This window comes from Streptomyces sp. NPDC097129 (assembly GCF_055668065.1).
The window spans coordinates 434,952-458,272 of the sequence record NZ_JBVOQE010000003.1 but is presented as its reverse complement, the minus strand read 5'-3'; the positions used below and the strand labels follow the sequence as shown (position 1 = coordinate 458,272).

Genomic DNA, 23,321 nt, shown 5'->3' with positions numbered 1-23,321 from the left:
TGCGGTGCCGGGGCGGCGGGTGGCGTCGCGGTGGTCAGAGGTCGAACTCGTGCGGCGGCAGGTCCAGCGCGTAGCACGCCTCGCGGACCACGGCCTGCTCGTCCTTGTCGAAGTCGCCGTCGGCACCGCCGATGACGATGCCGATCTGGATGACGGCGCGCGCCTCGGCGGGCTTCTTCTTCGCCTTGGCGACCTCCTGCAACACGCTGACCTTGCCGAAGGCGAAGTCGGCGGTCAGCTTGTTCAGGTTGTCCTCGAACCGGCGGCGCAGGTCGTCCGCCGGGAAGTTCTGCAGCACCTCGTTGCCGGCGATGAGCTGGGCCACCCGCTGGCGCTCCGAGGGGTCGACGGTGCCGTCGGCGGCCGCGACCAGCGCGCACATCGCCATGCTGGCGTCGCGGAAGGCTCCGCTCTTCAGGTCGTTCTTCTTCGCCACGAGCTGCGTCTGCATCTGCGACGCCGAGTCCTTGATGCGGTCCCACAGGGCCATGCCGACTCCATACGAGTAGTGAGCTGTCCCCGGCCGGGGAGCGGCCGGAGCTGCCGTGAACTTCTACAGCAATGTAGAAACTATCAGGAGGGCAAGAGGCGGGTCGCGCCACTCGCCCTCCTTGATACGAACAGCGGCCCCGTGTCGTTCCGGCGTCAGTCCTCGCCCTCGTCGCCCTCGTCGCCTTCGTCGTCGGTGTCGTCGTCGCCTTCGAAGAAGTCCCCGATCTCGTCGACGACTTCGGCAGCGACCATGCCGCCCACGACCCCGACCGCGAGACCGGCGGCCCCGGCGGCGACGGCCGTGCCGATGCCGGGGCCCGAGCGGTGACCGGTGTGGTGGTGCTCGTCGTACCCGCCCGAGCCATACCCCGCGTGCGCCGCGTGCGCCGCGTGCGCCGCGTGTGCGCCGTACGCCGGCCGCTGCTCGACGAGGTGCCGGATCCAGCCGTCGACCTCCGCGTCCCAATCGCGTACGTCGTCGTGACCGACGGTGAACCGGGTGAGCGCGTCATGGCCCGAGGAGAACAACCCGCCGCGCTTGTCGGCCTCCAGGACGACCTCCACGCCGGCCGGAGAGGCCAGGAACGTCACCTCGATCTCGCTCACCGCGTGGGCGTACCGAGGTGCCGGGGTCAGTTCGATCTCCTGGTAGAAGGGCAGTCGCTGCCCGGTGCCGCCGATGTGACCCCGTTCCAGGTCGGCCGAGCGGAAACCGAAGCCGAGCCGGCCGAACGCCTCCAGGATCGCCTCCTGGACGGGCAGCGGCGCGACGGCGAGCGGGTCGAGGTCGCCCTTGTCCCGTGCCCCGGCCACCGCGAGCTCGGTGCGCACGCCGAGGACGATGCCCAGCCCCTGCCCGTACAGCTCGGTGAGCGGTGTCTCCCACGGCAGCACCATGCTGAAGGGCACGCCGCGCACCTCGTCCTCGCCGAGCCGGAAGCCGCCCCCGACGGTGAGGCGGTCGAAGGCCACCATGCCCTCGCTCTCGCCGTCGGCGTGCTCGGTCTCGACGCGGGCCACCAGCTCCAGGGTGATGTGCTCGACGGTGAACTCGGCATTGCCGCCCCGCAGATGCACCTGCCCGGTCAGGGCGGAGCCGGGCCGGACCGGTCCGGGGTCGAGAACCGTGTCGACCGAGGGGCCGCCCACCCCGAGCGAGCCGAGCAGTCGCTTGAACACCATCGTGGCGTTCACTCCTTCTTGTCCGTCCGTGCGTTCCTGGCCGGCAACTTTCTACAGGCGAGTAGAAGAATACGGTGCGTGGAGCGGGGCATGGACGGCATCTGAGGGTGCGTCATGCGAACGGCTGAAAAGCGACGGGAACGTCACAAGGGTGCGCAGGATCGAGCCTGCGCACCCCGGGACGGGACGGGACGGGTCAGGGGCCGACGGTGATCTGCTGGGCGGGATCGGTCGTGTCGGCCACGGTGTAGGCCAGGTTGACGGTGGACGTCGTGGCGCTGGTCGGACAGCCGAACGTCCCCGTGACGGTCACCGGGACGACGGCGTTGGCGAAGGCCAGGCTGGAGGGCGCGCCGTTGGTCCAGCTGCCGGATAGGGGAGCGGGGCCGCTCGGCGCGGAGGTGATCGTGCAGGTGGCCAGGCCGCTCGTCTTGACGATCAGACCGTTCTGGGGGACGGTCAGCGTCGCCGTGCTCGGCGTGCCGTTCTGGACGGAGATGCCCCACGTGCCGCTGGTGGTGACCGTGGGCGTGACGCCGGGCAGGCTGGACGTGCACGAGACGAACGTGGGAGCGGCGAGGGTGGAGGAGACCGGGCCCGCGTCGTTGTGGTTGGCGGGGGCGGCCGGGACCTGGCCGGTCGTGACGGAGACCGAACAGGTGAGGGTCACGGTGCCGGCCTTGAACGTGGCCTTTCCGGACAGCGTGGCCTTGTAGGCGTGCCCGGCCGGGGTGACCGTGGTCGACGCGGCCGCGGTCTGCGCCTCGGCGGACGAGCCGGCGAGCAGCAGCGCGGCGGTCGCGGCGGCACCGGTGGCGGTGGCGAGCAGCGTCCGGACACTGTGGGGACGTGTCATGGTGTGGATCCCTTTCCGTGCGTATCGGCTGACGGGACGGGAACGGTCGGTGCGGGGTGGCGCACGGTGGCGCCTGTGGGGGGTGGCGTGCCGGGGGCGCCGAGGCGGGGCTCGGCGGGGTGGGCGTACTCGCCTGACTCGGTGGACTTGGTGGACTCGGTGGCGGCCGGTGCCGCCGTGGTGGGCTCGGCTGGATCCGTGCCGGTCGGGCTCGCGTCCGCCCGTCCGGCCACGGCGTCCGCGGGCCGGGCGTCCGCGGGCGGCACCGGCTGCCAGGCGAAGACCATCGAGCCGCCGACGATGCCGAGGACGGTGCCGAACAGGAACCCGCCCAGGTTGGACATCACCAGGGCGGCGACGGCCAGGAGTACGGTCAGAACGCCCGCCAGGCCGCGGTAGTGCGGGGCGGCCCACGCGGACAGGCCCAGCACGATCATGACCAGGCCGAGCAGGACGGACGGCAGTCCGGCGACGCCCTGTTTGAGCATCACCTCGAGCGGGGCGAGCGGCAGGACGCAGATCTCGCCGCCGGCGAGGACCGTGACCAGGCCGCCCCAGAAGGGCCGGCTGCGGCGCCAGGTGCGCCACGCGCGCCGGCTCAGAAACATTCCTTCTTCCCCTTGGCGATCTTCATCTTGAGGCCGGACAGCTTGAAGGTGCCGGCGTTCGCCGCCCACGCCACCTGCTGCAGGTTCTTGATCTCCAGGTCGTCGGCCTGCTGGGAGAAGGCGTCCTGCAGGCCCTGCGCGCTCTCCGGGCCCTTGTCGAGGGTGGAGGCGTCGCGGCCGATCTCGATGGTGTGGAAGGTGGCGTCGCCCTCCAGCTGGGTGGCGTCGAGGAAGAGGTTCTCCGCCTCCACGGGGGTGTCACCGGCCCCGGCGGTCAGGGTGAGCGAGATGGTGCCGAGCACGGGGAGCTTGGTGACCACCGACTGGCAGAGGTTGTTGATCTTCGCGGTGCGGATGCCGACGGTGGCGACCGGCAGGAGGTCGCCCCGGGCGTTGGCGTCGATGTTGCCGTACTGGGCGAACCCCTGGCCGGTGAGGCTGTCGGCGGACACCTTGAACTGCTGGCCCGAGACGGCGAACGAGGCGGCGACGGCGCCCTGCGCGAGTGCGATGCCGAGCGCGGCGGTGGCCGCGCAGCCGGGAACGGCGAGCAGCGCGAACCGCCGCCACCGGATCCGGCCGGCCACCTGTCTGCCTTGCTGGTCTTTCATCCTCTGTGTCCTTTCGGTGCGGGTGCAGAAAAGGGCGCCCGGGGGCGAGAGGGGTGAGGGACCGGCGGCACGAGCGGGGGCACGTGAAGGCTGTGAGGGACGGTCGCGCCGCAGGCAGCGCGGACTTACTGACGAGTCAGGTTAAAGGCGCCAGCGGCCGTTGGCATAGTTGCCGGAGGAATGCGGTTTCGGTCATGTTTCCGCACGGCGAAAACGCGCTGAACGGCCAACCGGGGCCGTTCAACGCGTAGTTGCTCTCTTGCGTGACCATGGCCGGTTCGCCGCCGAAGCGGGCCGGCTCGGTATGCGCTTGCGTCAGCCGAGCGTGGCCAGAGCCTCGCCGACGATCTCCTCCACGGCCGGCAGCGCCGCCGCACGGTCCTCGGGCACCACTCCGATCCGGGTGCGGCGGTCGAGGACGTCGGCGGTGTCGAGCGCGCCCTCGTGGCGTACGGCCCACAGCAGTTCGGCGCCGGTGACCGGGTGGCCGGGCAGCACGGGTTCGCGCAGCCGCGGGTCGTGCGCGCCGAGGGCCTGGACGGCGGCGGCTTCCGTGCCGTACCGCTGGACGAGGCGGCGCGGCGCGGGCAGGGCGCCGAGGCGGACCGGGGCGGCGGCGCCGACCAGCGGCAGCGCTGCGGTGGGGGAGGGCCCGGCGGACAGGCGGTGGGTGGCGACCGCGCGGTCGACGGCGTCCTCGGCCATGCGGCGGTAGGTGGTGAGCTTGCCGCCGACGATGGTGACGACCCCGTCGGAGGAGGTCAGCACGGCGTGCCGGCGGGAGATGTCGGACGTCCTGGCCGACGTGCCGTCACCGGCCGTGTCCAGCAGGGGGCGCAGGCCCGCGAAGGCGCCCACGACGTCGGCGCGGTGCAGCGGGGTGTCCAGTGCGGAGCCGAGGATGTCGAGCAGGAAGCCGATGTCCGTCTCCGGCACCTCCGGCACGTCGGGCACCGGCCCCTCGACGGGTTCGTCGGTGAGGCCGACGTAGACCCGGCCGTCGCCCTGTGGCAGGACGAGGACGAAACGGTTGGTCTCGCCGGGGACGGGGATGTGCAGGCCGGCCGGCAGCGGGCCGAGGCGGTCGGCGCGCAGCACCAGGTGGGTGCCGCGCGAGGGGCGGATACGGATGCCGTCGACCAGGCCGTCCGCCCACACGCCGGTGGCGTTGATCACCGCGCGGGCGCGCAGGAAGCCCTCCTCGCCGGTGAGTTCGTCGCGGACCCGGGCGCCGGTGCCGGACAGTTCCAGGGCCCGCACCCGGGTCAGGACGCGCGCGCCGTGCGCCGCCGCGGTGCGGGCGAGGGCGGTGACCAGCCGGGCGTCGTCGGTCAGTTTCCCGTCCCAGGAGAGCAGGCCGCCGCGCAGCCCTCCGGCGCGCAGGCCGGGGGCGAGCGTGCGGGTCTCCACCGCCGACAGCCGGCGCGGCGCGGGCAGGGTGCCGCGGGCCGTGCGCGCGGCGAGCCGCAGCGCGTCACCGGCCCGGAAGCCGGCCCACGCCAGCGCCGCCTGGCCGCGCGACACCAGCGGCGTCAGCGGCAGCACGAACGGCTGGGCGCGTACCAGGTGGGGCGCGGTGCGCTCCATCAGCACACCGCGCTCCACGGCGCTCTCGTGCGCCACGTCGAACTGCGCGGAGGCGAGGTAGCGCAGGCCGCCGTGGATGAGTTTGGAACTCCAGCGCGAGGTGCCGAAGGCCAGGTCGTGCGCGTCGACGGCGGCGACCGTCAGCCCCCGGGCGGCCGCGTCCAGGGCGACTCCGGCGCCGGTGGCGCCGAGCCCGACGACGAGGACGTCCACCGGTTCGGCGCCGACGGTCGCGGCGAGTTCGCGGGTGCGGCGCGCGGCGGACAGGGACGAACCGGGGTGCGGTGCGTCGGTGCTGATGGCGCTCGTGGCGCTCGTGGCGCTCATGGCGTGAGGGTCCTCTCCAGGATGGTCCGCAACTCCCCGAGCAGAGCGGCGGCGTTGAGCTCCGGGTCGTCCTCGTCGGTCATCGTCCGCAGCGACAGCGTGAAGGACTGGACGACGAGCAGCAGGGCACGGGCCTGGCGTTCGGGGTGGCCGGCGCGGACCGACCCGTCGGCGTGACCGTCGCGTACGCCGTCGGTCAGCAGCTCCAGCAGGGCCTCCTGGCTCGCGCCGCGGCGGTCCAGCACATACGGCAGGAGCAGTTCCGGATCGACGTCCAGGATCTTCTTGAAGAGCGGATGGGCGCGGAAGGACTCGACGCCCTGCGTCAGCCCCTCGACGATGAGTTCCCGCGCGCTGCGGCCCGGCGCGCGCTCGGGCATGGCCGCGGTCGCCACGCCGACCCACTCGCGCGTCATCAGGTCGCCGACCAGGGAGCGCACATCGGGCCAGCGCCGGTACAGCGTCATCCGGGAGACGCCCGCGCGGCGCGCCACGTCGGTCAGGGTCGTGCGGCGGACGCCGACGGCCAGAACGCAGTCGCGCACCGCGTCGAGCACCGGATCGTTGTCCCCATCGTTGTGACGAATAGGCGTCATGTGTCACAGTGTAACGCGCGCCGCGGTGGCCGCCCCACCGGCGTCCCCGCGCCGCGCCGACCGACGCCGACCCGGGCCGACAGATCGATGGATCGACAGATCGATGGATCGAGAGGTCAATCGACCGACAGATGAGGACAAGCGCCGTGGACATGCTGTGGAACGGCTGGGGCGACCCGGCCAAGGCGGCACCGCTGCCCGAGCCGGTGAGCGGCCTGCTGCGCGACCTGCTGGGCGTCAAGCCCCGCGAGGGAGAGCCGCCGGGCCTGGCGGACATCGCCGTCCCCGACTCGCCGCTCGACGCGGCCGTACGACGGGAGCTGGCCGCCGCGCTCGGCGACGAGGACCACGTCCGCACGGACGCCGAGACCCGGCTGCGGCACACCCGCGGCAAGTCCACCCCCGACCTGCTGCGCATCCGCGCCGCCGACGTCAGCGACGTCCCGGCGGCCGTCGTCCTGCCGGCCGGCCACGACGACGTCGTCGCCGTCCTGCGTGTCTGCGCCCGCCACCGGCTCCCCGTCGTGCCGTTCGGCGGCGGCACCTCCGTCGTCGGCGGTCTCGCCCCCGAGCGGCGCGGCCCCTTCGTCGCCCTCGACCTGCGCCGCATGGACCAGCTGCTCGACCTCGACCCCGTCTCCCGCACGGCCACCCTGCAGCCCGGCCTGCGCGCCCCCGACGCCGAAGCCCTGCTGGCCGCGCACGGGTTCACCCTCGGCCACTTCCCGCAGTCCTACGAGTGGGCCACCATCGGCGGCTTCGCCGCGGCGCGCTCCAGCGGCCAGGCGTCGGCCGGTTACGGCCGGTTCGACGACATGGTGCTGGGCCTCACCCTCGCCACCCCCGAGGGCACCCTCGACGTGGGCCGCGCCCCGCGCTCGGCCGCCGGACCCGATCTGCGCCAGCTCGTCCTCGGTTCCGAGGGCGCCTTCGGCGTGATCACCTCCGTCACCGTGCGGCTGCGACCGGTTCCGCAGGTGCGCCGCTACGAAGGCTGGCGCTTCGCCTCCTTCGCCGAGGGCGCCGCCGCCCTGCGCCGCCTCGCCCAGGACGGGCCCCGCCCCACCGTGCTGCGGCTGTCCGACGAGACGGAGACCCTCATCGGCCTCGCCCAGCCCGACGCCATCGGCGCGAACGGCCTGCCCGGTGACGCCGGCTGCCTGGCGATCGCCGGCTTCGAGGGCACCGAGGAGGATACCGCCCACCGCCGCGAGGGCGCCGCCGCCGTCCTCGCCGCACTCGGCGGAACCCCCCTCGGCACGGAACCGGGGGAGCGCTGGGCGCACGGCCGCTACTCCGCCCCCTACCTGCGCGACTCCCTCCTCGACGCGGGCGCGTTCGCCGAGACCCTGGAGACCGCCGCCTTCTGGTCGCGCATCCCCGGCCTGTACGCCGCCGTACGCGACGCGCTCACGGGCACGCTGACCGAGGCGGGCACCCCGCCGCTGGTGATGTGCCACATCTCCCACGTCTACGACAACGGCGCCTCGCTGTACTTCACCGTGGTGTCCGCGCAGGGCGAGGACGATCCCGTGGCGCACTGGACGCGGGCCAAGCACGCTGCCAACGAGGCGATCCTGGCCGCCGGCGGCACCATCAGCCACCACCACGGCGTGGGCACCGACCACCGCGACTGGTACGTGCGGGAGGCCGGCCCGCTCGGGGTGGCGGCCCTGCAGGCGGTCAAACGGCGACTGGACCCCGACGGACTGCTCAACCCCGGCGTCCTGCTGCCGACCGACTGACACCCTTCGGCCCCTTCCCCCGGCCACATCCCCTCGGCCCGCCCGCTCGACCGCCCCGGAGGCTCACCCATGCGACAGTTCACCGCCGTCGTCAATCCCACCGCGGGCGGCTCGACCGCCGCGGCCGCGCTGCTGCGGGTCGCCCACGCGCTGCGGGCGGCCGGGGCCGGACTCGACACCGAGTACAGCCGCAGCCTGGCCCACGCCCAGGACATCGCCCGCCGCGCCGGGGAAGCGGGCCGGGTCGTGCTCGCCGTCGGCGGCGACGGCATCGCCGGCGGGATCGGCGGCGCCCTCAGCGGCACCGGGTCGGTGCTCGGGCTGGTCCCCGCCGGCCGGGGCAACGACTTCGCCCGCGCCCTGGGCCTGCCGGACGAACCCGGCGCCCTGGCACGGCTGCTGCTGGAGGGCGAGCCGCGCCCGGTGGACACCATCGAGGTGGAGTCCGCCGTCCACCCGAGGACGGTCGTGCTCGGCAGCGTGTACGCCGGCGTCGACGCGCTCGCCAACCGCCACGCCAACCACTCACGCCTGCTGCGCGGATCCGCCTCCTACTACGCGGGCGGACTGCGCGCGGTGACCACCTGGCGGGCGGCGAACTACCGCGTCACCGTGGACGGTACGGAGCACACCCACCGCGGTTACACCGTCGTCGCCGCCAACTCCCCGTACTACGGCTCCGGCCGCATGATCGCCCCCGACGCCCGCGTCGACGACGGCCTCCTGGACGTCGTCATGATCGAGCACGCCCCCCGCCGGCTCTTCTTCGCCCTGATGAACGAACTCGCCACCGGCGCCCATGTGACCCGCCCCCAGGTGCGCGTCCTGCGCGGCCGGGAGATCCGCATCGAGGCCGACCGGGCGGTGCCCTACGGCGCCGACGGCGAGGTGGACGCGGTCCTGCCCGTCACGGCGCGGGTGCTGCCGGGAGCGCTGCGCGTCCTGTACTGACGGCGTGGAGAGAACTCACTCGCGGCGTGGAGAGAACGCCATCGCCGAGCTACGGCGCCGGGAGTACGACCGTGACGAGGAGCCCGCCGGCGGGGCGGGCGGCGAGGTCGAGGGTTCCGTCGTGGGCGCGGACGATGCTGTGCACGATGGCCAGGCCGAGACCGACGCCGGGGTGCTCCTCGCTGCGTACGCGTTCCGTTCCGCGCCGGAAGGGTTCGGTGAGGGTCGGCAGCAGTTCCGGGGGGAGCTGACGGCCCGTGTTCTCGACGCGCAGCACGCTCGTGTCGCCGTGCGCCTCGGTGTGGACCGTCACGGTGCCTTGGGCGGGGAGGTTGTGGACGATGGCGTTCTGGACGAGGTTCGTCACCATCCGCAGCAGCAGCTCCGCGGAGCCGCTGGTCCGGGCCGCCCCGCCGGTGACGTCGAGGGTGATCCGGCGCTCTTCGGCGAGGGGAAGCAGCGTTTCGGCGGCTTCCTCCGCGATGAGGGAGAGGTCGACGCTCTCGCGGGTGAAGTGTCCGCGCTCGCCGCGGCTGAGCAGCAGGAGGGCCTCGGTGAGGTCGATCGCCCGGGTATTGGCGGCGTGCAGGCGTTCGATGAGTTCCCCGTGGTTGTGCGTGGGGTCCTGGCGGGCGACATCGAGGAGCGTCCGCGAGATGGCCAGCGGGGTGCGCAGCTCGTGGGAGGCGTTGGCGGCGAACCTCCGCTGCTCGGCGACGTGGGACTCGAGTTGTTCGAGCATCGAGTCGAACGTGTCGGAGAGTTCGCGGAACTCGTCCTGGCGGCCGCGCATACGGATCCGGTGGGACAGCGACCCCTTTCCGGCCTTCCGTGCCGCATCCGTGATCTGGGTGAGCGGTGCGAGCATGCGGCCGGCGAGGATCCATCCCCCGAGGAGGCCGAACACGAGCAGGCAGGCCATCGCCACGGCCGCGGCGGGCGCGAAGGTGTGCACCAGGAGATAGCGATTGGGGGAGATGCCGAGAAGGCCCTGGGAGTTGTCGGGCACGTAGCGCAGCAGGAACCCCCACACCACGGCCAGCAGGAGAGCGCCGGCGACGGCGAGGAACCCGGCATAGCTGAGGGTGAGTTTCAGCCGGACGCTGAGTCCTGGGCGTCTATGCACGCGTACCGCCGGGGCCGGTGGCGTCCCTGCCGGGCGCGAGGGTGTCAGGGCCGGTGTCGATCCGGTAGCCGACGCCGGGCACCGTGGCGATGATCCATGGTTCGCCGAGCCGTTTGCGCAGGGCGGAGACGGTGATGCGCACGGCGTTGGTGAGAGGGTCGGCGTTGGCGTCCCAGGCCCGTTCCAGCAGCTCTTCGGCGCTGACGACCCCGCCCTCGGCGGCGACGAGGACTTCCAGCACGGCGAACTGTTTGCGGGTGAGCGCGACATAGCGTCCGTCGCGGAAGACCTCCCGGCGAAAAGGGTCGAGCCGCAGGCCCGCGATCTCGCGGACCGGGGGCCGGGCGTACGCGCGTCTGCGGTCCAGCGCCCTCAGCCGCAGGACGAGCTCCCGCAGCTCGAACGGTTTCGTCAGGTAGTCGTCGGCGCCCAGCTCGAACCCGGAAGCCTTGTCGTCGATCCGGTCGGCCGCGGTGAGCATGAGGATCGGCATGCCGCTGCCGGAGGCGACGATGCGCCGAGCGACCTCGTCGCCGGAGGGGCCGGGGATGTCGCGGTCGAGGACCGCGAGGTCGTAGGAGTTGACGCCGAGCAGTTCCAGGGCCGAGTCGCCGTCGCCCGCGATGTCGGCGGCGATCGCTTCCAGCCGCAGACCGTCACGGACGGCTTCGGCCAGGTGGGGCTCGTCCTCCACGATCAGTACGCGCATGTCCGAAGCCTAAGCAGTACGACATATCGCCGACGTATGCGACGACGCGGACGCACCGGACACCCGGCTCAGCCCGCCGGTGCCGGCGCGGGGCGCGGCCGGTCCGACGGCGCCGGCGCCGTGGTGCGCCACCAGCGGCGCGACGCCAGCCCGGCCAGCAGGGCGCCGGCGGCGTTGACCAGGACGTCGTCCACGGAGGAGACCCGGTCCAGCCGCAGGACGTACTGCGCTGTTTCGACCAGCGCGGAGCAGCCCGCCCCGAGCGCCAGGATGCGCGGCGCGGACGCCAGCGCCGCGAAGCGCACCGGGGCGAAGAACCCCAGCGCTGCGAGGCCCAGCAGGTTGCCGACGATTCCGAGCGGCCCCATCGTGACCAGGTCCCGCAGCGGTACCAGGCTCACCCGGGCGGGGGCGACGCCCGCCCCGGCGCCCGGCATCATGGTCAGCCACAGGAACGGCACCGTCCCGTGGACCATGCCCACCTCGGCCAGCGAGATGCGCCACGCCGACGGGACGCCGGCGGCGCGCCGGCGGCGTGCCAGAGCCCACACCACCAGCGCGGCCAACGGCATCGCGACCAGGGTCATGAGCACCACACCGTTGAAGGTGTCGTAGCAGCCGTGCCACCGCCCGGCCATGCACATCGGAGCGGACATCATCAGCGGCCGCCGCACGAGGTACGCGGCGCTCGCCACGCCGAGGATCGCCAGGCCGGGGATGAGGATGCGGCGCGTGCGGGGGGGCGGCGCGGACGAAGACGCGTAGTGGTTCATGGCCCCATTGGAGACGGGGGGCCGTTGCGGTGGCGTACGCGCTTTTCGATACACCCGCGATATGCGCGACCCCGCGCACCGGCGGTGGACCGCCCTCTGGCCAACGCGCGTAGACCTCCGGCATCATCTCCCTGCACCGCCTGCACAGTCACCTCACAGGACGCATGACTTCTCGCAGGGAGGTTCCACGTGACATACGTGAAAGCGCTCATGGGTCTGCGGATCAGATCGATCCTGACCGCCCTCGCCCTCGTCGTCGCCCCCGGCGCCGTCGTCCTCGGCACCGCCGGTGACGCGTTCGCCGTCACCAAGATCAGCCACGCCACCGCCACGTCGATGTTCCGCGAGGTCGGCATCACCTGGTCGTCCTCCGGCAACTGCTCCGACCGCAACAACGCGACCTGTACGTCCTTCGACCAGCTCAACCTCGCCACCGCGCAGGGCGCCCAGACGCTGAAGCGGGCCAGCGGGTGCGCGCTGAACATCACCGGCGGCACCGAGACCGGGCACGCGTCCGGGACGTACTCGCACTGGAACGGCTACAAGCTCGACTACAGCAAGTACACCTGCGTCGGGAACTACATCAAGAACACCTTCGCCTACATCGGCCTGCGCGGTGACGGCGCCCCGCAGTGGAAGTCCGGCTCCGGCAACATCTACGCCGACGAGGGCAGCCACTGGGACGTCCTCTACTACAACTGCGGCGGCTGCTGACCCGGACTGCGGCGGCTGGCGACCCGGCCGGTACGCGTGCGGCGGGCGGCGGGGAAGTGCCCGCCGCCCGCCGCAGCTCAGGGTCGCCGGCCGCGCACGACGGTTACGGGGACACCTCCTCCAGCCGCCGTCCCGCCGTCTCCTCCGCTCCGGCGCCGGCGACGACCGCGCCGGCCAGGGAGACGGCGCCCAGCGTCAGGAACACCGCGCCCATGTGGCCGCCCGCGTAGACGGCGCCGACGACGATCGGGCCGAGGATCACGCCGAGCCGGTTCAGGGCGCCGCCCACGCTGCTGCCCAGCGCCCGCATCCGGGTCGGGAACAGCTCCGGCGTGTACAGATACAGGCTGATGTTGGAGCCGAAGAAGAACACCGCGGCGAGCGACGTCCACACCAGCACCTGCACCGGCGTACCGGCGCCGAGGCAGGCGAGCAGGCACAGCACGACGGCCGAGCCGGCGAGGCAGCCGGTGATCACCCGGCGCCGGCCCAGGCGGTCGACGGTGAGCGCGGCGACCAGGCAGCCGGCCAGGCCCGCGACGGAGGTCACCGTCGAGTACAGCAGGGCGTCGGACAGGGACAGGCCGAAGCGGTTCTTGTAGATGGTCGGCAGCCACGAGGTGATGCCGTAGTTCACGAAGTACCCGGCGAACCACAGCACGCCGACGACCAGGGTGCGGCGGCGGTAGCGGCCGGTGAACAGACCCCGCAGACCCGACGACCGCGCGGTCCCGTCGGCCGCGGCGGGGAGCGGGGACCGGTCGGGCACGGCCGGCAGCGGCGCGCCGGTCGCCTTCTCGACGGCGGCCTCGATCCGGGTCATCACCGCCGTGGCCTCCTCGGCGCGGCCGCGGTCGGCGAGCCAGCGCGGCGACTCGGGCACCGTGCGGTGCACGACGAGGGCGAGGACGCCGGGGAGCGCCGCGAGACCGTACATCCACCGCCAGCCCAGCAGCGGCACCACCCACGCGGCGACCAGCGCGCCCACCGTCAGACCCGCCGGGAAGACCAGCTCGTACAGCAGGACGAAACGGCCGCGCCGGTGGCTGCGGGTGATCTCGGCGATGAAGGTGGCGGCCACCGGGACCTCCCCGCCGATGGCCAGGCCCTGCACGAACCGCACTGCCATGAACACGTCGGGGGAGGGGGACAGGGCGAGCGCGAGGTTGGCGACGCTGGAGAGTGCCACGCACAGGGCGATCACCCGCACCCGGCCGATCCGGTCGGCGACCCGCCCGGACACGAGGGCGCCGACCAGCATGCCGATCGAGCCCACCGTGAGGAGCAGCGTGGCGGCCGAGGTCGTCAGGTGCCAGTCGGCGCGCAGCTCGGGCAGGGCGTAGGCGATGAGGAGCTGGTCGAAGGCCTCGAAGAACGTGACCGCGCCGACGACGAGCCGCACGGTGACGTGCCAGCGGGACAGGGGAAGCCGTTCGAAGCGGGCGGCGATGGAGGCTCTGAGCGAACTGAGCGAGCTGTCGGGTACTGCTTCGGTCGTCATGCGGAACTCCGCGGGTCACGGGGGCAGGGGGACGACAAGCGCGGGGTGGGAGCGGGCGGGAGCGGGTGGGGACGGGAGGGGATGTCCGGCCGGTGACGCTGGCCGGTGCCGCAGGGCGCACCGGAGCCGCGCCAGGGCCGACTCGACATCAGATAAGCGCCAAGCTTCTAAGTGCTTAAGTTGTATCGCTCTGCGCCCGGACCGCGTCAAGGGCTGAAGCAGCGAATTAACCGACGAATCCCTCTGCCCCACCCTCTTGCGCCATAGATATTTAAGCCCTTAGATTTCTAGCGCTTACTCAAGCAGCTCCCCCGATCATCCGTTCAGGAGGCCGACGTATGCTCCGAACTCCCCCGGACGAGGCGCTCGTTGCGGGCCGGTGGCGGCGCGGCGGCGGCGCCCCCACCCGGACCCTCGACCCCGCCACCGGCGCCGCGCTCGCCACCGTGCACGCCGTCACCCCCGACGAGGTCGCCGAGACGGCCCGCGCCGCGGCCGAGGCCGCCGCCGACACCGGCTGGCGCGATCTGCTGCCGCACCTGCGGGCCCGCTTCCTGCACCGCGTGGCCACCCTGATCGACAACGACGCCGAGCACCTCGCCGCCCTGCAGACCGCGGACACCGGCAAAGCGCTCACCGAGACCCGCGCCCTCGTGGCCGGCGCCGCCGGCACCTTCCGCTACACCGCCGCCGCGCTGGAAACCGCCGAGGACACCCTCACCCCCTCCCGCGGCGCCTACGTCACGATGAGCGTGCACGAGCCCATCGGCGTCGTCGGCGCGATCAACCCGTGGAACTCACCGATCGCCAGCGACGCCCAGAAACTCGCTCCCGCGCTCGCCGCCGGCAACGCGGTCCTGCTCAAGCCCGCCGAATGGACCCCGCTGGCCTCCCTCGCCCTCGGCCGCCTGATCACCACGGCCCTCGAGGAGCACGGACTGCCCCCGGCCCTGCTGTCGGTGCTGCCCGGACCGGGCCGCGTCGTCGGCGACGCGATCGTGCGCGACCCGCATGTCGGCAAGGTCGTCTTCACCGGCGGCACCACCACCGGCCGCGCACTCGCCCGGGCCGCCGCCGACAAGCTGATGCCGCTGTCGCTGGAACTCGGCGGCAAGTCACCCACGATCGTGCTGCCCGACGCCGACATCGAACAGGCCCTGGCCGGAGTGATGTACGGAGTCTTCTCCTCCAGCGGCCAGTCCTGCATCGCCGGTTCCCGCCTGTTCGTGGCACGCCCGCTCTACGACGACTTCCTCGGCACCCTCGTCGAACGCGTCCGCACACTCCGCGTCGGCCCCGGCACCCGCCCCGACACCCAGGTCGCCCCGCTGGTCCATCCCCGGCACCGGGACAGCGTCGCCGCCTACGTCGACCTCGCCCGCCAGGAGGGCGCCCGCGTGCTGTGCGGCGGCGCCGCCCCCGAGGGCCCCGCGTACGACGGCGGCGCCTACTACCTGCCCACCGTCCTCGACGGCCTGCCCAACGACGCCCGCACCTGCCAGGAGGAGATCTTCGGCCCGGTCCTGGTCGCCCTGCCCTACGACGACGAGGAGGACCTGGTCCGCCAGGCCAACGACTCCGTCTACGGCCTCGCCTGCGGCATCTGGACCCGCGACCACCGCGCCGCCTGGCGTGTCGCCCGCCGGATCGAGGCGGGCACCGTCTGGATCAACACCTACAAGCAGTTCAGCATCTCCACGCCCTTCGGCGGCATGAAGGACAGCGGCCTCGGCCGCGAGAAGGGGCGCGACGGCATCCGCGCCTACCAGCGCCAGAAGTCCCTGTACTGGGGCACCTCCACCACGCCGCTGCCCTGGGCCGGCTGACCCCACCGGAGTACCCATGTCCCACCCCACCGCCCCGCCCGCACCCCCCGTCGCCCACCTGCGCGCCCTGCGCTCCGTCGAACTGCGCACCCCGCGCTTCGGCGAGGCCACCGACTTCTACGAGGAGGTTTGGGGTCTGGAGGTCGTCGAGGCCGGTCACAGCGCCGGCTGGCTGCGCGGCACCGGCGAGGAACACCACGCCCTGCAGCTCACCCGCGCCGACCGCATCGGCCTGGGCAAGCTCAGCTTCGCCGTGGCCACCCCCGCCGAGATCGACGAGGCCGCCCGTCGGCTGGAGCGGCGCGGCATCCGCCCCGTCACCGGACCCGGCCCGCTCGACCAGGTCGGCGGCGGCTACGGGGTGCGCTTCCACGACCACGAGGGCCGCCTGATCGAACTGTCCGCCGACACCTGGGCGGTCCCGCCGCGCGGCCGGGACGCCGCCGTGCCCGTCGGCGTCACCCACGTCGTGCTCAACACCCCCGACATCGACGCCTCCGTCGCCTTCTACCGCGAGGTGCTCGGCCTGCGCGTGTCGGACTGGTCCGAGCACCAGATGGCGTTCCTGCGCTGCAACGCCGACCACCACTGCGTCGCCTTCAACCAGGCGCCCTGGGTCTCCCTCAACCACGTGGCGTACGAGATGAGTTCGCTGGACCACTTCATGCGCGGCATCGGCCGCCTGCGCCACCACGGCATCACCCCCCAGTGGGGCCCCGGCCGGCACGGCCCCGGCAACAACACCTTCTCCTACTTCACCGACCCCACCGGGCTGGTGTGCGAGTACACCTCCGAGGTCGCCCAGATCGTCGAGGACCGCTGGATCTGCAAGGTCTGGCGGCGCGTCCCCGAACTGTCCGACCTGTGGGGAACCGCCGGACCGCCCTCGAAGCTGATCCGCGCCCACATGGCCGGCACCCCGGACGGCAGCCCCGTCCAGCCCCCTGCCGACGCCACCGGTGACGCCGCCGTGCGCGAGCCTTCCGCCGACGCCGTCCCGGAGGGCCGCCGGCCGCCCGTCGACGCCGTTCCTGAGGGCCGCCTACCGCCCGTCGACGCCGAGCCCGCCGCCCCGCGAGGAGCCACCGCATGAACCCCACCCCATACAAGGTCGGCCTGGTCGGCTGGGGCGCCATCGGCCGTGTCGTCGGCACCGCCCTCGCCGCCGGCGACATCCCCGGCGCCCACCTGGAGTGCGTCGTCGACAACCGTCCCCTCGGCGGAGCCGCCCCCGCCGCACAGGTGCCCTTCGAGGAGGCCATCGACCGCTGCGACCTCGTCGTGGAGGCCGCCGGCCAGGGCGTCGTCCGCTCCTGGGGCGAGCGGGTCCTCGCCTCCGGCACCGATCTGCTGATCGCCTCCACCGGCGCCCTCACCGACGAGGACCTCGCCAAGCGGCTCCTCGCCGCCGGACCCGGCCGCGTCTACTTCACCGGCGGCGCCGTCGGCGGCCTCGACCTCCTCCAGGCCGTCCGCGCCTTCGGGCCGCTCGACGAGGTCCGGCTGACCACCACCAAACTCCCCGCCACCCTCGAACAGCCCTGGATGGACGAGGAGTTGCTGCACCGGCTGCGCACCGCGACCGGCCCCGTCGAGGTGCTCACCGGCACCGCGCGGGACATCCCCGTGAGGTTCCCCCGCTCGACGAACGTCGCGGCCTCGGTGGCACTCGCCGTCGGCGACCTGGACGCCGTCCAGGTCCGCGTCGTCGCCGACCCGGCCGCCGTACGCACCCGGCACGTCATCGAGGCGTCCGGCCCGCACGGCGCGTACCGTTTCGAGGCCGCCCACACACCCGACGCGGACAACCCCGCCACCAGCAAGGTCGTTCCGTACGCGGTGCTGCGCTCCCTCGGCGCGATCGCCGGACGTCCGGGACAGATCCTGTGACCGCCGCCAAGGTGCACGTGGAGGAGGCCGGCACCAGCGGACCGCTGCTGCTGTGCCTGCACGGCATCGGGTCCTCCTCCGCGTCCTTCGCGCCCCAACTCCAAGAGCTGAGCGGCGAGTTCCGGGTGGCGGCCTGGGACGCCCCCGGCTACGGCCGCTCACCCGACCCGGACGGACCGCTCGGTCTCGACGGTTTCGCGGACGCGGCGGCCGAGGTGATCCGCGCCCGTGGCGGCGGCGCCCATGTGCTCGGCGTCTCCTGGGGCGGCGTCGTCGCCCTGCGGCTCGCCCTGCGCCACCCGGACCTCGTCGCCTCCCTGATCGTCGCCGACTCCAGCCCCGGCTCCGGCACCCATCCGGACAAGGCCGCCGCCATGCGGGCCCGCGTACCGGAACTGAAGAGCCTCGGTCCGCGTGCGTTCGCCGAACGGCGCGGCCCCCGCCTGGTCTCCGCCGACGCGCCACCGGAGCTGGTCCGGCGGGTCGTCGACATCATGGCCGACGCGATCCGGCTGCCCGGCTACGCCCAGGCCGCCGAGTCCATGGCGAGGGCCGACCTGCGCGCCGACCTGCCGCGCATCACCGCACCCACCCTCGTGCTGTGCGGCGACAAGGACCGGGTCACCGGCCCGGACGCCGCCCAGGCCCTGGCCGGTGGCCTGCACAGGACCGCCGGTGTGGTCGTCAAGGACGCCGGCCACCTGGCCCACCAGGAACAACCCGAGCGCTTCAACGCCTGGGTCCTGGCCCATCTGCACATCGTCACCAACCCTCGCACGAAAGGCTGACCCGTCATGCCCCTGACCACCACCGAGTACGACAACGGCGGCGACCTCGCCAAGTACACCGACGCGCTGATCGCGAGCCGCGACTCCCGCGAGCCCGACTGGGGCACCCTGTCCTTCCAGGAGAAGGCCGGTCCGCAGTACCGCCGTGCCCAGATCCGCTACGTCGGCTCCGGCGCCACCGGCAACCATGAGAACGACAACCGGATCATCCCCTCCGGCGGCTTCACCTTCTCCAACATGCTGCTGCCGCCCGGCGCCGAGGGCCCGGCCCACACCCACCACGACGTGGAAGAGGCGTTCTTCGTCCTGGAGGGCCAGGTCCGCGTTGGCATCCACCGCGGCCCCGACGAGGCCGAGTACCGCACCCTCGGCTACCGCGACATGATCGTTGTCCCGGCCGGCGTCACCCGCTCGCTGAAGAACGAGGGCGACACCGACGCGCTGTTCTGCGTGATCATCGGCACGCGGAAGCCCCAGGTGCCGACCTACCCCGAGTACTCGCCGCTGTACGGCGTCACCCGTGACTGACGCGCCGCGCACGGTCGTCGTGACCGGGGCGGGCCGTGGCCTGGGGGAGGCCATGGCCCGCCGGGCCGGCGCCGACGGCCACCGGGTCGTCGTCGCCGAACGGAACGCCGACTGGGGCGAGCGCACCGCGGACGCGATCCGGGCCGCGGGCGGCGCGGCCCACTACGTGCACTGCGACGTGGCGGACCCCGCCTCCGTCGCACAACTCGCTTCACGGGTAGGTGAGTTCGGGCCGGTCTGGGGGCTGGTCAACAACGCGGCCCTCGCCAACGGCGTCGGCGGCAAGGAGTTCCAGGACATCGACGTCGAGACCTGGGACAGCCTGATGACCGTCAACGTGCGCGGCCCCTGGCTCGTCGCCAAGGCGCTGCACCCGCTGCTCGCCCGCCCCGGACGCATCGTCAACATCGCCTCGGACGCCGCCCTGTACGGCTCGCCGCGCCTCGCGCACTACGTCACCTCCAAGGGCGCCGTCATCTCCCTCACCCGCTCCATGGCCCGGGAACTCGGCGAGCACGGCATCACCGTCAACGCCGTCGCGCCCGGCCTCACCGAGTGCGAGGCCACCGAGACGGTCCCCAGGGAACGCCACGCCCTGTACGCCGGCCACCGCGCGATCTCCCGTCCGCAGCAGCCGGACGACCTCGTCGGACTCGTCTCCTTCCTGCTGAGCGAGGAGTCGCGCTACCTCACCGGACAGGTGATCGCCGTCAACGGCGGCTTCACCATGCACTGATCCCCTTCCAAGAACCGGAGAACCCCATGGATCTGGGTCTCGCCGACCGGACCGTTCTGGTCACCGGCGGCAGCTCGGGCGTCGGCCTGGCCACGGTCCGCGCGCTGCTCGACGAAGGCGCACGCGTCGCCACCTGCGGCCGCGACGCCGACCGTCTCGCCAAGGCCGCCGTCCGCCTCGGCGCCGGCGAGCGGCTGCTGACCGGCGCGTGCGACGTACGCGACGCGGACGCCGTCACCGCCTTCGCCGAGCGGGCCGCCGCGTACTTCGGGCGCCTCGACGGGCTGGTCAACAACGCCGGCCAGTCCCGGATGAAGCGGCTCGACGACGCCACCGCCGAGGACTGGCGCGACGAACTGGAGCTGAAGTTCGCGGGCGTCCTGAACCCGCTGGCAGCCGCCCGCCCGCACCTGAGGGGCTCCGATGCGGCGAGCGTCGTCAACGTCAACGCCGTCCTCGCCAAGCAGCCCGAGCCCCGGCTGATCACCACCAGTGCGGCCCGCGCCGGCATCCTCAACCTCTCCAAGTCCCTCGCCGCCGAACTCGCCCCCGAGGGCATCCGGGTCAACTCCGTGTGCCTGGGCCTGATCGACACCGGCCAGTGGACCCGCCGGCACGCCGCCGCCCGTTCCGGCCTGTCCTACGAGGACTGGCAGGCCGAACTCGCCGCCGACCGGGGTATCGCCCTCGCAAGGCTCGGCCGCGCCGAGGAGGCCGCCTACGCGATCGTGACCCTGCTGTCGCCGCGCGCCTCGTACATCACCGGAACCGCCATCGACGTCTGCGGCGGTGTCGGCCGCGGCGTCTTCTGACAGGCCCTGACCAGAGGCCCTGACCAGACGCCCTGACAACAGGCACCGACCAGACGCCCCGACCAGACCCCCGACCGGACGCCCTGTCAGGCACTGAGAGGCACGTATGACGTACCGCACCGGAGGCGACCTCCTCGTCGCCGTCCTGAAGGAACTCGGCATCGACACGGTCTTCGGCATCGTGTCCGTGCACAACCTCCCGCTCGTCGAGGCCGTCGACCGCGAGCTGCGCTTCGTCCCCGTGCGGCACGAGGCCACCGCCGTCAACGCCGCCGACGGCCACGGCCGAGCCCGCGGCGGCCTCGGCTGCGCCCTCACCTCCACCGGCACCGGCGCCGGCAACGCGGCCGGCTCCCTCATCGAGGCCCTCGCCGCCGGCACCTCCGTCCTGCACGTCACCGGGCAGATCGAGAGCCGGTACCTGGGCAGCGGACGCGGCTTCATCCACGAGACCAAGGACCAGCTCGGCATGCTCCGCGCGGTGTCCAGGTACGCCGCGACCGTCCCGGACACCGCGAGTGCGGGCCGCCTGCTGCGCGAGGCGGCCGCCGCGGCCCTCACCGTGCCCGGGGGACCGGCCAGCCTCGAATGGCCCGTCGACCTCCAGTACGCCGTCCAGCAGGACGACGGCGCCCAGGCGCCCCCCGTCGACGTCCCGGCTCCCGGTTCCGCCGAACTCGCCGCCGCACGCGCCCTGCTGGCCACCGCCCGCCGCCCGCTGATCTGGGCCGGAGGCGGCGCCACCCGCGCCCGGGAGGCCGTGCACGACCTGCTCACCGCGACCGGCGCCGGCCTCCTCACCTCCAACTCCGGCCGGGGCACGGTCCCCGAGGACCATCCGCAGGTCATCGGCAACTTCGCCACCACCCCCGCCGTCCGCGCGCTGCTCGCCGACGCCGACGTCCTCGTCACCGTCGGCACCCACTTCCGCTCCAACGAGACCGCCGACTACACGCTCCGCCTCCCGAAGGCGCACCTCCAGATCGACGTCGACGCCGCCGCCCTCGGCCGCGTCCACCCGGCCACCCACGCCCTGCACGGCGACGCCGCCCGCGTCCTGCCCCAGCTGACCACGGCCGCCGTCCCCGCCGAGGACGGCTGGACCGCGCGCGTCACCGCCGTACGCGACGAGGTGCGTGCCGCACAGCGCGAGGCCGTCGGGCCGCAGGCGGCGATCTGCGACGCGCTCGCCGCCGCCCTGCCGCCCGGCGCGGTCGTCGCCCGCGACGTCACCATCCCGTCCTCCACCTGGGGCAACCGGCTGCTGCCGGTCCACGACCCGCGCGGCAACGTCTTCCCGCGCGGCGGCGGCATCGGCCAGGGCCTCGGCATGGGCATCGGCGCCGCCCTCGCCCGCCCCGACGAGCCCACCGTGGTCATCGCGGGCGACGGCGGCCTCGCCGTCCACCTCGGCGAACTCCTCACCGTCGCACAGGAACGGCCCCGTCTGCTGCTGCTCGTCTTCAACGACGGCGGCTACGGCGTCCTGCGCAACACTCAGGACCGCTACAGCGACCGCCGCAGCGGAGTCGACCTGTTCACCCCCGACTTCGCGCAGCTCGCCGCCGCCTGCGGACTGCCCTACGCCCGCATCGACGCCGAGGCCGACGCCGGGCCGGTGATCGGGGACGCGCTCGCCGCCGACGGGCCGGTCGTCGTCGAGGTGGACCTCGCCGCGCTCGGCCCGATGAAGACCCCGTTCACCCCACCCGTGACGATCCCCACCGCGTAGGGAGGCCGCCCCATGAGCGTCACCGAAGAGCACGAGCTCGAACTCCTCGTGCGCCGTATGACCTGGGAGGCGGACGGCGTCCTGTCCGTCGACCTCGTCGACCCCGCCGGCAAGCCCCTGCCGGGCTGGACCCCGGGCGCGCACCTCGACCTGCACGTGGGCGGCCATGTCCGTCAGTACTCGCTGTGCGGCGACCCGGAAGACCTCGGCGTGTACCGCGTCGCGGTCCTCAACGAACCGTCCTCGCGCGGCGGTTCGCGGCACGTGCACACCCGGCTGCGCCCCGGCGAGCGGGTCCGGGTGACAGGACCCCGCAACCGCTTCACGCTGGAGCCCGCCGCGTCGTACGTCTTCGTCGCGGGCGGCATCGGCATCACCCCGATCCTCGCCATGGCCCGCCGGGCCGACCGCGACGGCATCCCGTACCGGCTGGTGCACGGCGGACGCTCGCGCGCCTCCATGGCCTTCGGCGGGGACCTCGCCGCACTCACCGGCGGCCGGGTCACCGTCGTCCCGCAGGACGAGCAGGGCCACATCGACCTGGACTCCGCCCTCGCCGACCTGCCCGCGGACGCGCTGGTGTACGTGTGCGGGCCGGAGCCGCTGCTGAGCGCCGTGCAGGAGCGGTGCCCGGACGGGCAGGTGCGCCTGGAGAGGTTCGCCGCCCCGGCCGTGGAACGCACCGGGGACGACACCGCCTTCGAGGTCGAGTGCCGCCGCTCCGGACTCACCGTCACGGTCGGCGCGGACACCTCCGTACTGGAGGCCGTGGAGGCGGCGGGCGTGGCCGTGCCCTCCTCCTGCCGCGACGGCATCTGCGGCACCTGCGAGACCCGCGTCCTCGCCGGCGCCCCGGAGCACCGCGACCTCCTGCTGTCGCAGGCGGAGCACTCCGCGAACAACACGATGATGATCTGCGTCTCGCGCTGCGCCTCCGACCGGCTCGTCCTCGACCTGTGAACCCCGACCTGTGAACCCCGACCACCACTGTCCCCGGAGGCATCGATGACCACCGACTGGCCGTACCTCGACCCGCACCAGTCCCGCACGCGCCGGCCCACCCCCTACGAGCTGAAGCTCGCCCGCACCCTCGAGGAGATCTTCACCAAGGACGGCCACGAGCCGGCGGACGTGGTCGCCGGCCTCAACGCCCGCCAGGTGCGCACGCCCGACGGCACGCCCTGGACCGAGGAGATCTTCCGCGCCGAGATGCACCGCCTGGGAGCCTGAG

Annotated in this window: 24 protein-coding genes; 13 read left to right on the top strand and 11 right to left on the bottom strand. The window is 73.3% G+C overall.

What is annotated here, in order from left to right:
- Positions 1-34: 34 nt before the first annotated feature.
- The 7 genes from AC0B9F_RS12790 to AC0B9F_RS12760 form a co-directional block, all read right to left on the bottom strand.
- Complete coding sequence (locus tag AC0B9F_RS12790) at positions 35-490, bottom strand: tellurite resistance TerB family protein (protein ID WP_472001725.1); 456 nt, start codon at positions 488-490, stop codon at positions 35-37.
- A 155-nt stretch (positions 491-645) separates the two neighbouring features.
- A complete protein-coding gene (locus AC0B9F_RS12785) occupies positions 646-1,674 on the bottom strand; it encodes a sporulation protein (protein WP_472001723.1) in 1,029 nt (342 codons plus the stop codon).
- A gap of 196 nt (positions 1,675-1,870) precedes the next feature.
- A complete protein-coding gene (locus AC0B9F_RS12780; protein WP_472001721.1) occupies positions 1,871-2,530 on the bottom strand; it encodes a hypothetical protein in 660 nt (219 codons plus the stop codon).
- A complete protein-coding gene (locus AC0B9F_RS12775) occupies positions 2,527-3,138 on the bottom strand; it encodes a DUF6114 domain-containing protein (protein WP_472001719.1) in 612 nt (203 codons plus the stop codon). Before AC0B9F_RS12775 ends, AC0B9F_RS12780 begins: the two co-directional genes overlap by 4 nt.
- Positions 3,129-3,749: a DUF6230 family protein gene (locus tag AC0B9F_RS12770; RefSeq protein WP_472001717.1), complete on the bottom strand. Its 621-nt coding sequence runs from the start codon at positions 3,747-3,749 to the stop codon at positions 3,129-3,131. The genes AC0B9F_RS12775 and AC0B9F_RS12770 overlap by 10 nt, the downstream gene beginning before the upstream one ends.
- Before the next feature lie 315 nt (positions 3,750-4,064).
- Entirely contained in the window at positions 4,065-5,663 is a 1,599-nt protein-coding gene (locus AC0B9F_RS12765; RefSeq protein WP_472001715.1) for a glycerol-3-phosphate dehydrogenase/oxidase, read from the bottom strand.
- Positions 5,660-6,259, bottom strand: coding sequence for a TetR/AcrR family transcriptional regulator (locus AC0B9F_RS12760; RefSeq protein ID WP_472001713.1), 600 nt, complete (start codon positions 6,257-6,259; stop codon positions 5,660-5,662). The genes AC0B9F_RS12765 and AC0B9F_RS12760 overlap by 4 nt, the downstream gene beginning before the upstream one ends.
- A gap of 146 nt (positions 6,260-6,405) precedes the next feature.
- On the opposite strand from AC0B9F_RS12760, the gene AC0B9F_RS12755 reads away from it, so the two are divergent.
- Both AC0B9F_RS12755 and AC0B9F_RS12750 read left to right on the top strand, forming a co-directional pair.
- A complete protein-coding gene (locus AC0B9F_RS12755; protein ID WP_472002139.1) occupies positions 6,406-8,004 on the top strand; it encodes an FAD-binding oxidoreductase in 1,599 nt (532 codons plus the stop codon).
- Between the two features lie 69 nt (positions 8,005-8,073).
- The gene (locus AC0B9F_RS12750) at positions 8,074-8,955 is read left to right on the top strand and encodes a YegS/Rv2252/BmrU family lipid kinase (protein ID WP_472001711.1); all 882 of its coding nucleotides are present in this window, start codon (positions 8,074-8,076) and stop codon (positions 8,953-8,955) included.
- Between the two features lie 49 nt (positions 8,956-9,004).
- Here the strand turns inward: AC0B9F_RS12750 and AC0B9F_RS12745 are convergent, their stop codons facing one another.
- The 3 genes from AC0B9F_RS12745 to AC0B9F_RS12735 all read right to left on the bottom strand — a co-directional run bounded on the left by AC0B9F_RS12745 (position 9,005) and on the right by AC0B9F_RS12735 (position 11,563).
- Positions 9,005-10,081: a sensor histidine kinase gene (locus tag AC0B9F_RS12745; protein WP_472001710.1), complete on the bottom strand. Its 1,077-nt coding sequence runs from the start codon at positions 10,079-10,081 to the stop codon at positions 9,005-9,007.
- Positions 10,074-10,790, bottom strand: a complete 717-nt coding sequence (locus AC0B9F_RS12740; RefSeq protein ID WP_472001708.1) for a response regulator transcription factor — start codon at positions 10,788-10,790, stop codon at positions 10,074-10,076. Before AC0B9F_RS12740 ends, AC0B9F_RS12745 begins: the two co-directional genes overlap by 8 nt.
- Positions 10,791-10,858: 68 nt before the next feature.
- Positions 10,859-11,563, bottom strand: coding sequence for a VanZ family protein (locus AC0B9F_RS12735; protein ID WP_472001706.1), 705 nt, complete (start codon positions 11,561-11,563; stop codon positions 10,859-10,861).
- Positions 11,564-11,773: 210 nt separating this feature from the next.
- Between AC0B9F_RS12735 and AC0B9F_RS12730 the strand changes: the two genes are divergently transcribed.
- Positions 11,774-12,277 carry a hypothetical protein gene (locus AC0B9F_RS12730; RefSeq protein ID WP_472002137.1) on the top strand — a complete coding sequence of 168 codons (504 nt, stop codon included), beginning with the start codon at positions 11,774-11,776 and terminating at the stop codon, positions 12,275-12,277.
- Between the two features lie 103 nt (positions 12,278-12,380).
- Here the strand turns inward: AC0B9F_RS12730 and AC0B9F_RS12725 are convergent, their stop codons facing one another.
- Entirely contained in the window at positions 12,381-13,778 is a 1,398-nt protein-coding gene (locus AC0B9F_RS12725) for an MFS transporter (RefSeq protein WP_472001705.1), read from the bottom strand.
- 338 nt (positions 13,779-14,116) lie between these two features.
- Here AC0B9F_RS12725 and AC0B9F_RS12720 point away from each other — a divergent pair, with 338 nt between their 5' ends.
- The 10 genes from AC0B9F_RS12720 (at position 14,117) to AC0B9F_RS12675 (ending at position 23,320) form a co-directional block, all read left to right on the top strand.
- Complete coding sequence (locus AC0B9F_RS12720; RefSeq protein WP_472001703.1) at positions 14,117-15,604, top strand: aldehyde dehydrogenase; 1,488 nt, start codon at positions 14,117-14,119, stop codon at positions 15,602-15,604.
- 16 nt (positions 15,605-15,620) lie between these two features.
- On the top strand, positions 15,621-16,697 hold the full coding sequence (locus AC0B9F_RS12715; RefSeq protein WP_472001701.1) for a VOC family protein: 1,077 nt from the start codon (positions 15,621-15,623) through the stop codon (positions 16,695-16,697).
- Positions 16,694-17,494 (top strand): aspartate dehydrogenase domain-containing protein, encoded by an 801-nt coding sequence (locus AC0B9F_RS12710; RefSeq protein WP_472001699.1) that lies wholly within the window; start codon positions 16,694-16,696, stop codon positions 17,492-17,494. Before AC0B9F_RS12715 ends, AC0B9F_RS12710 begins: the two co-directional genes overlap by 4 nt.
- On the top strand, positions 17,491-18,282 hold the full coding sequence (locus AC0B9F_RS12705; RefSeq protein WP_472001697.1) for an alpha/beta fold hydrolase: 792 nt from the start codon (positions 17,491-17,493) through the stop codon (positions 18,280-18,282). Before AC0B9F_RS12710 ends, AC0B9F_RS12705 begins: the two co-directional genes overlap by 4 nt.
- Before the next feature lie 6 nt (positions 18,283-18,288).
- The gene (locus tag AC0B9F_RS12700) at positions 18,289-18,810 is read left to right on the top strand and encodes a cupin domain-containing protein (protein ID WP_472001695.1); all 522 of its coding nucleotides are present in this window, start codon (positions 18,289-18,291) and stop codon (positions 18,808-18,810) included.
- Complete coding sequence (locus AC0B9F_RS12695) at positions 18,803-19,546, top strand: SDR family oxidoreductase (RefSeq protein WP_472001694.1); 744 nt, start codon at positions 18,803-18,805, stop codon at positions 19,544-19,546. Before AC0B9F_RS12700 ends, AC0B9F_RS12695 begins: the two co-directional genes overlap by 8 nt.
- A gap of 26 nt (positions 19,547-19,572) precedes the next feature.
- Complete coding sequence (locus AC0B9F_RS12690) at positions 19,573-20,358, top strand: SDR family oxidoreductase (protein ID WP_472001692.1); 786 nt, start codon at positions 19,573-19,575, stop codon at positions 20,356-20,358.
- Positions 20,359-20,464: 106 nt separating this feature from the next.
- Positions 20,465-22,090, top strand: coding sequence for a thiamine pyrophosphate-binding protein (locus AC0B9F_RS12685; protein WP_472001690.1), 1,626 nt, complete (start codon positions 20,465-20,467; stop codon positions 22,088-22,090).
- Positions 22,091-22,102: 12 nt separating this feature from the next.
- Positions 22,103-23,050 carry a PDR/VanB family oxidoreductase gene (locus tag AC0B9F_RS12680; RefSeq protein WP_472001689.1) on the top strand — a complete coding sequence of 316 codons (948 nt, stop codon included), beginning with the start codon at positions 22,103-22,105 and terminating at the stop codon, positions 23,048-23,050.
- A 45-nt stretch (positions 23,051-23,095) separates the two neighbouring features.
- Positions 23,096-23,320, top strand: coding sequence for a recombinase-like helix-turn-helix domain-containing protein (locus tag AC0B9F_RS12675; RefSeq protein ID WP_472001687.1), 225 nt, complete (start codon positions 23,096-23,098; stop codon positions 23,318-23,320).
- The last annotated feature ends 1 nt before the right edge of the window (position 23,321 follow it).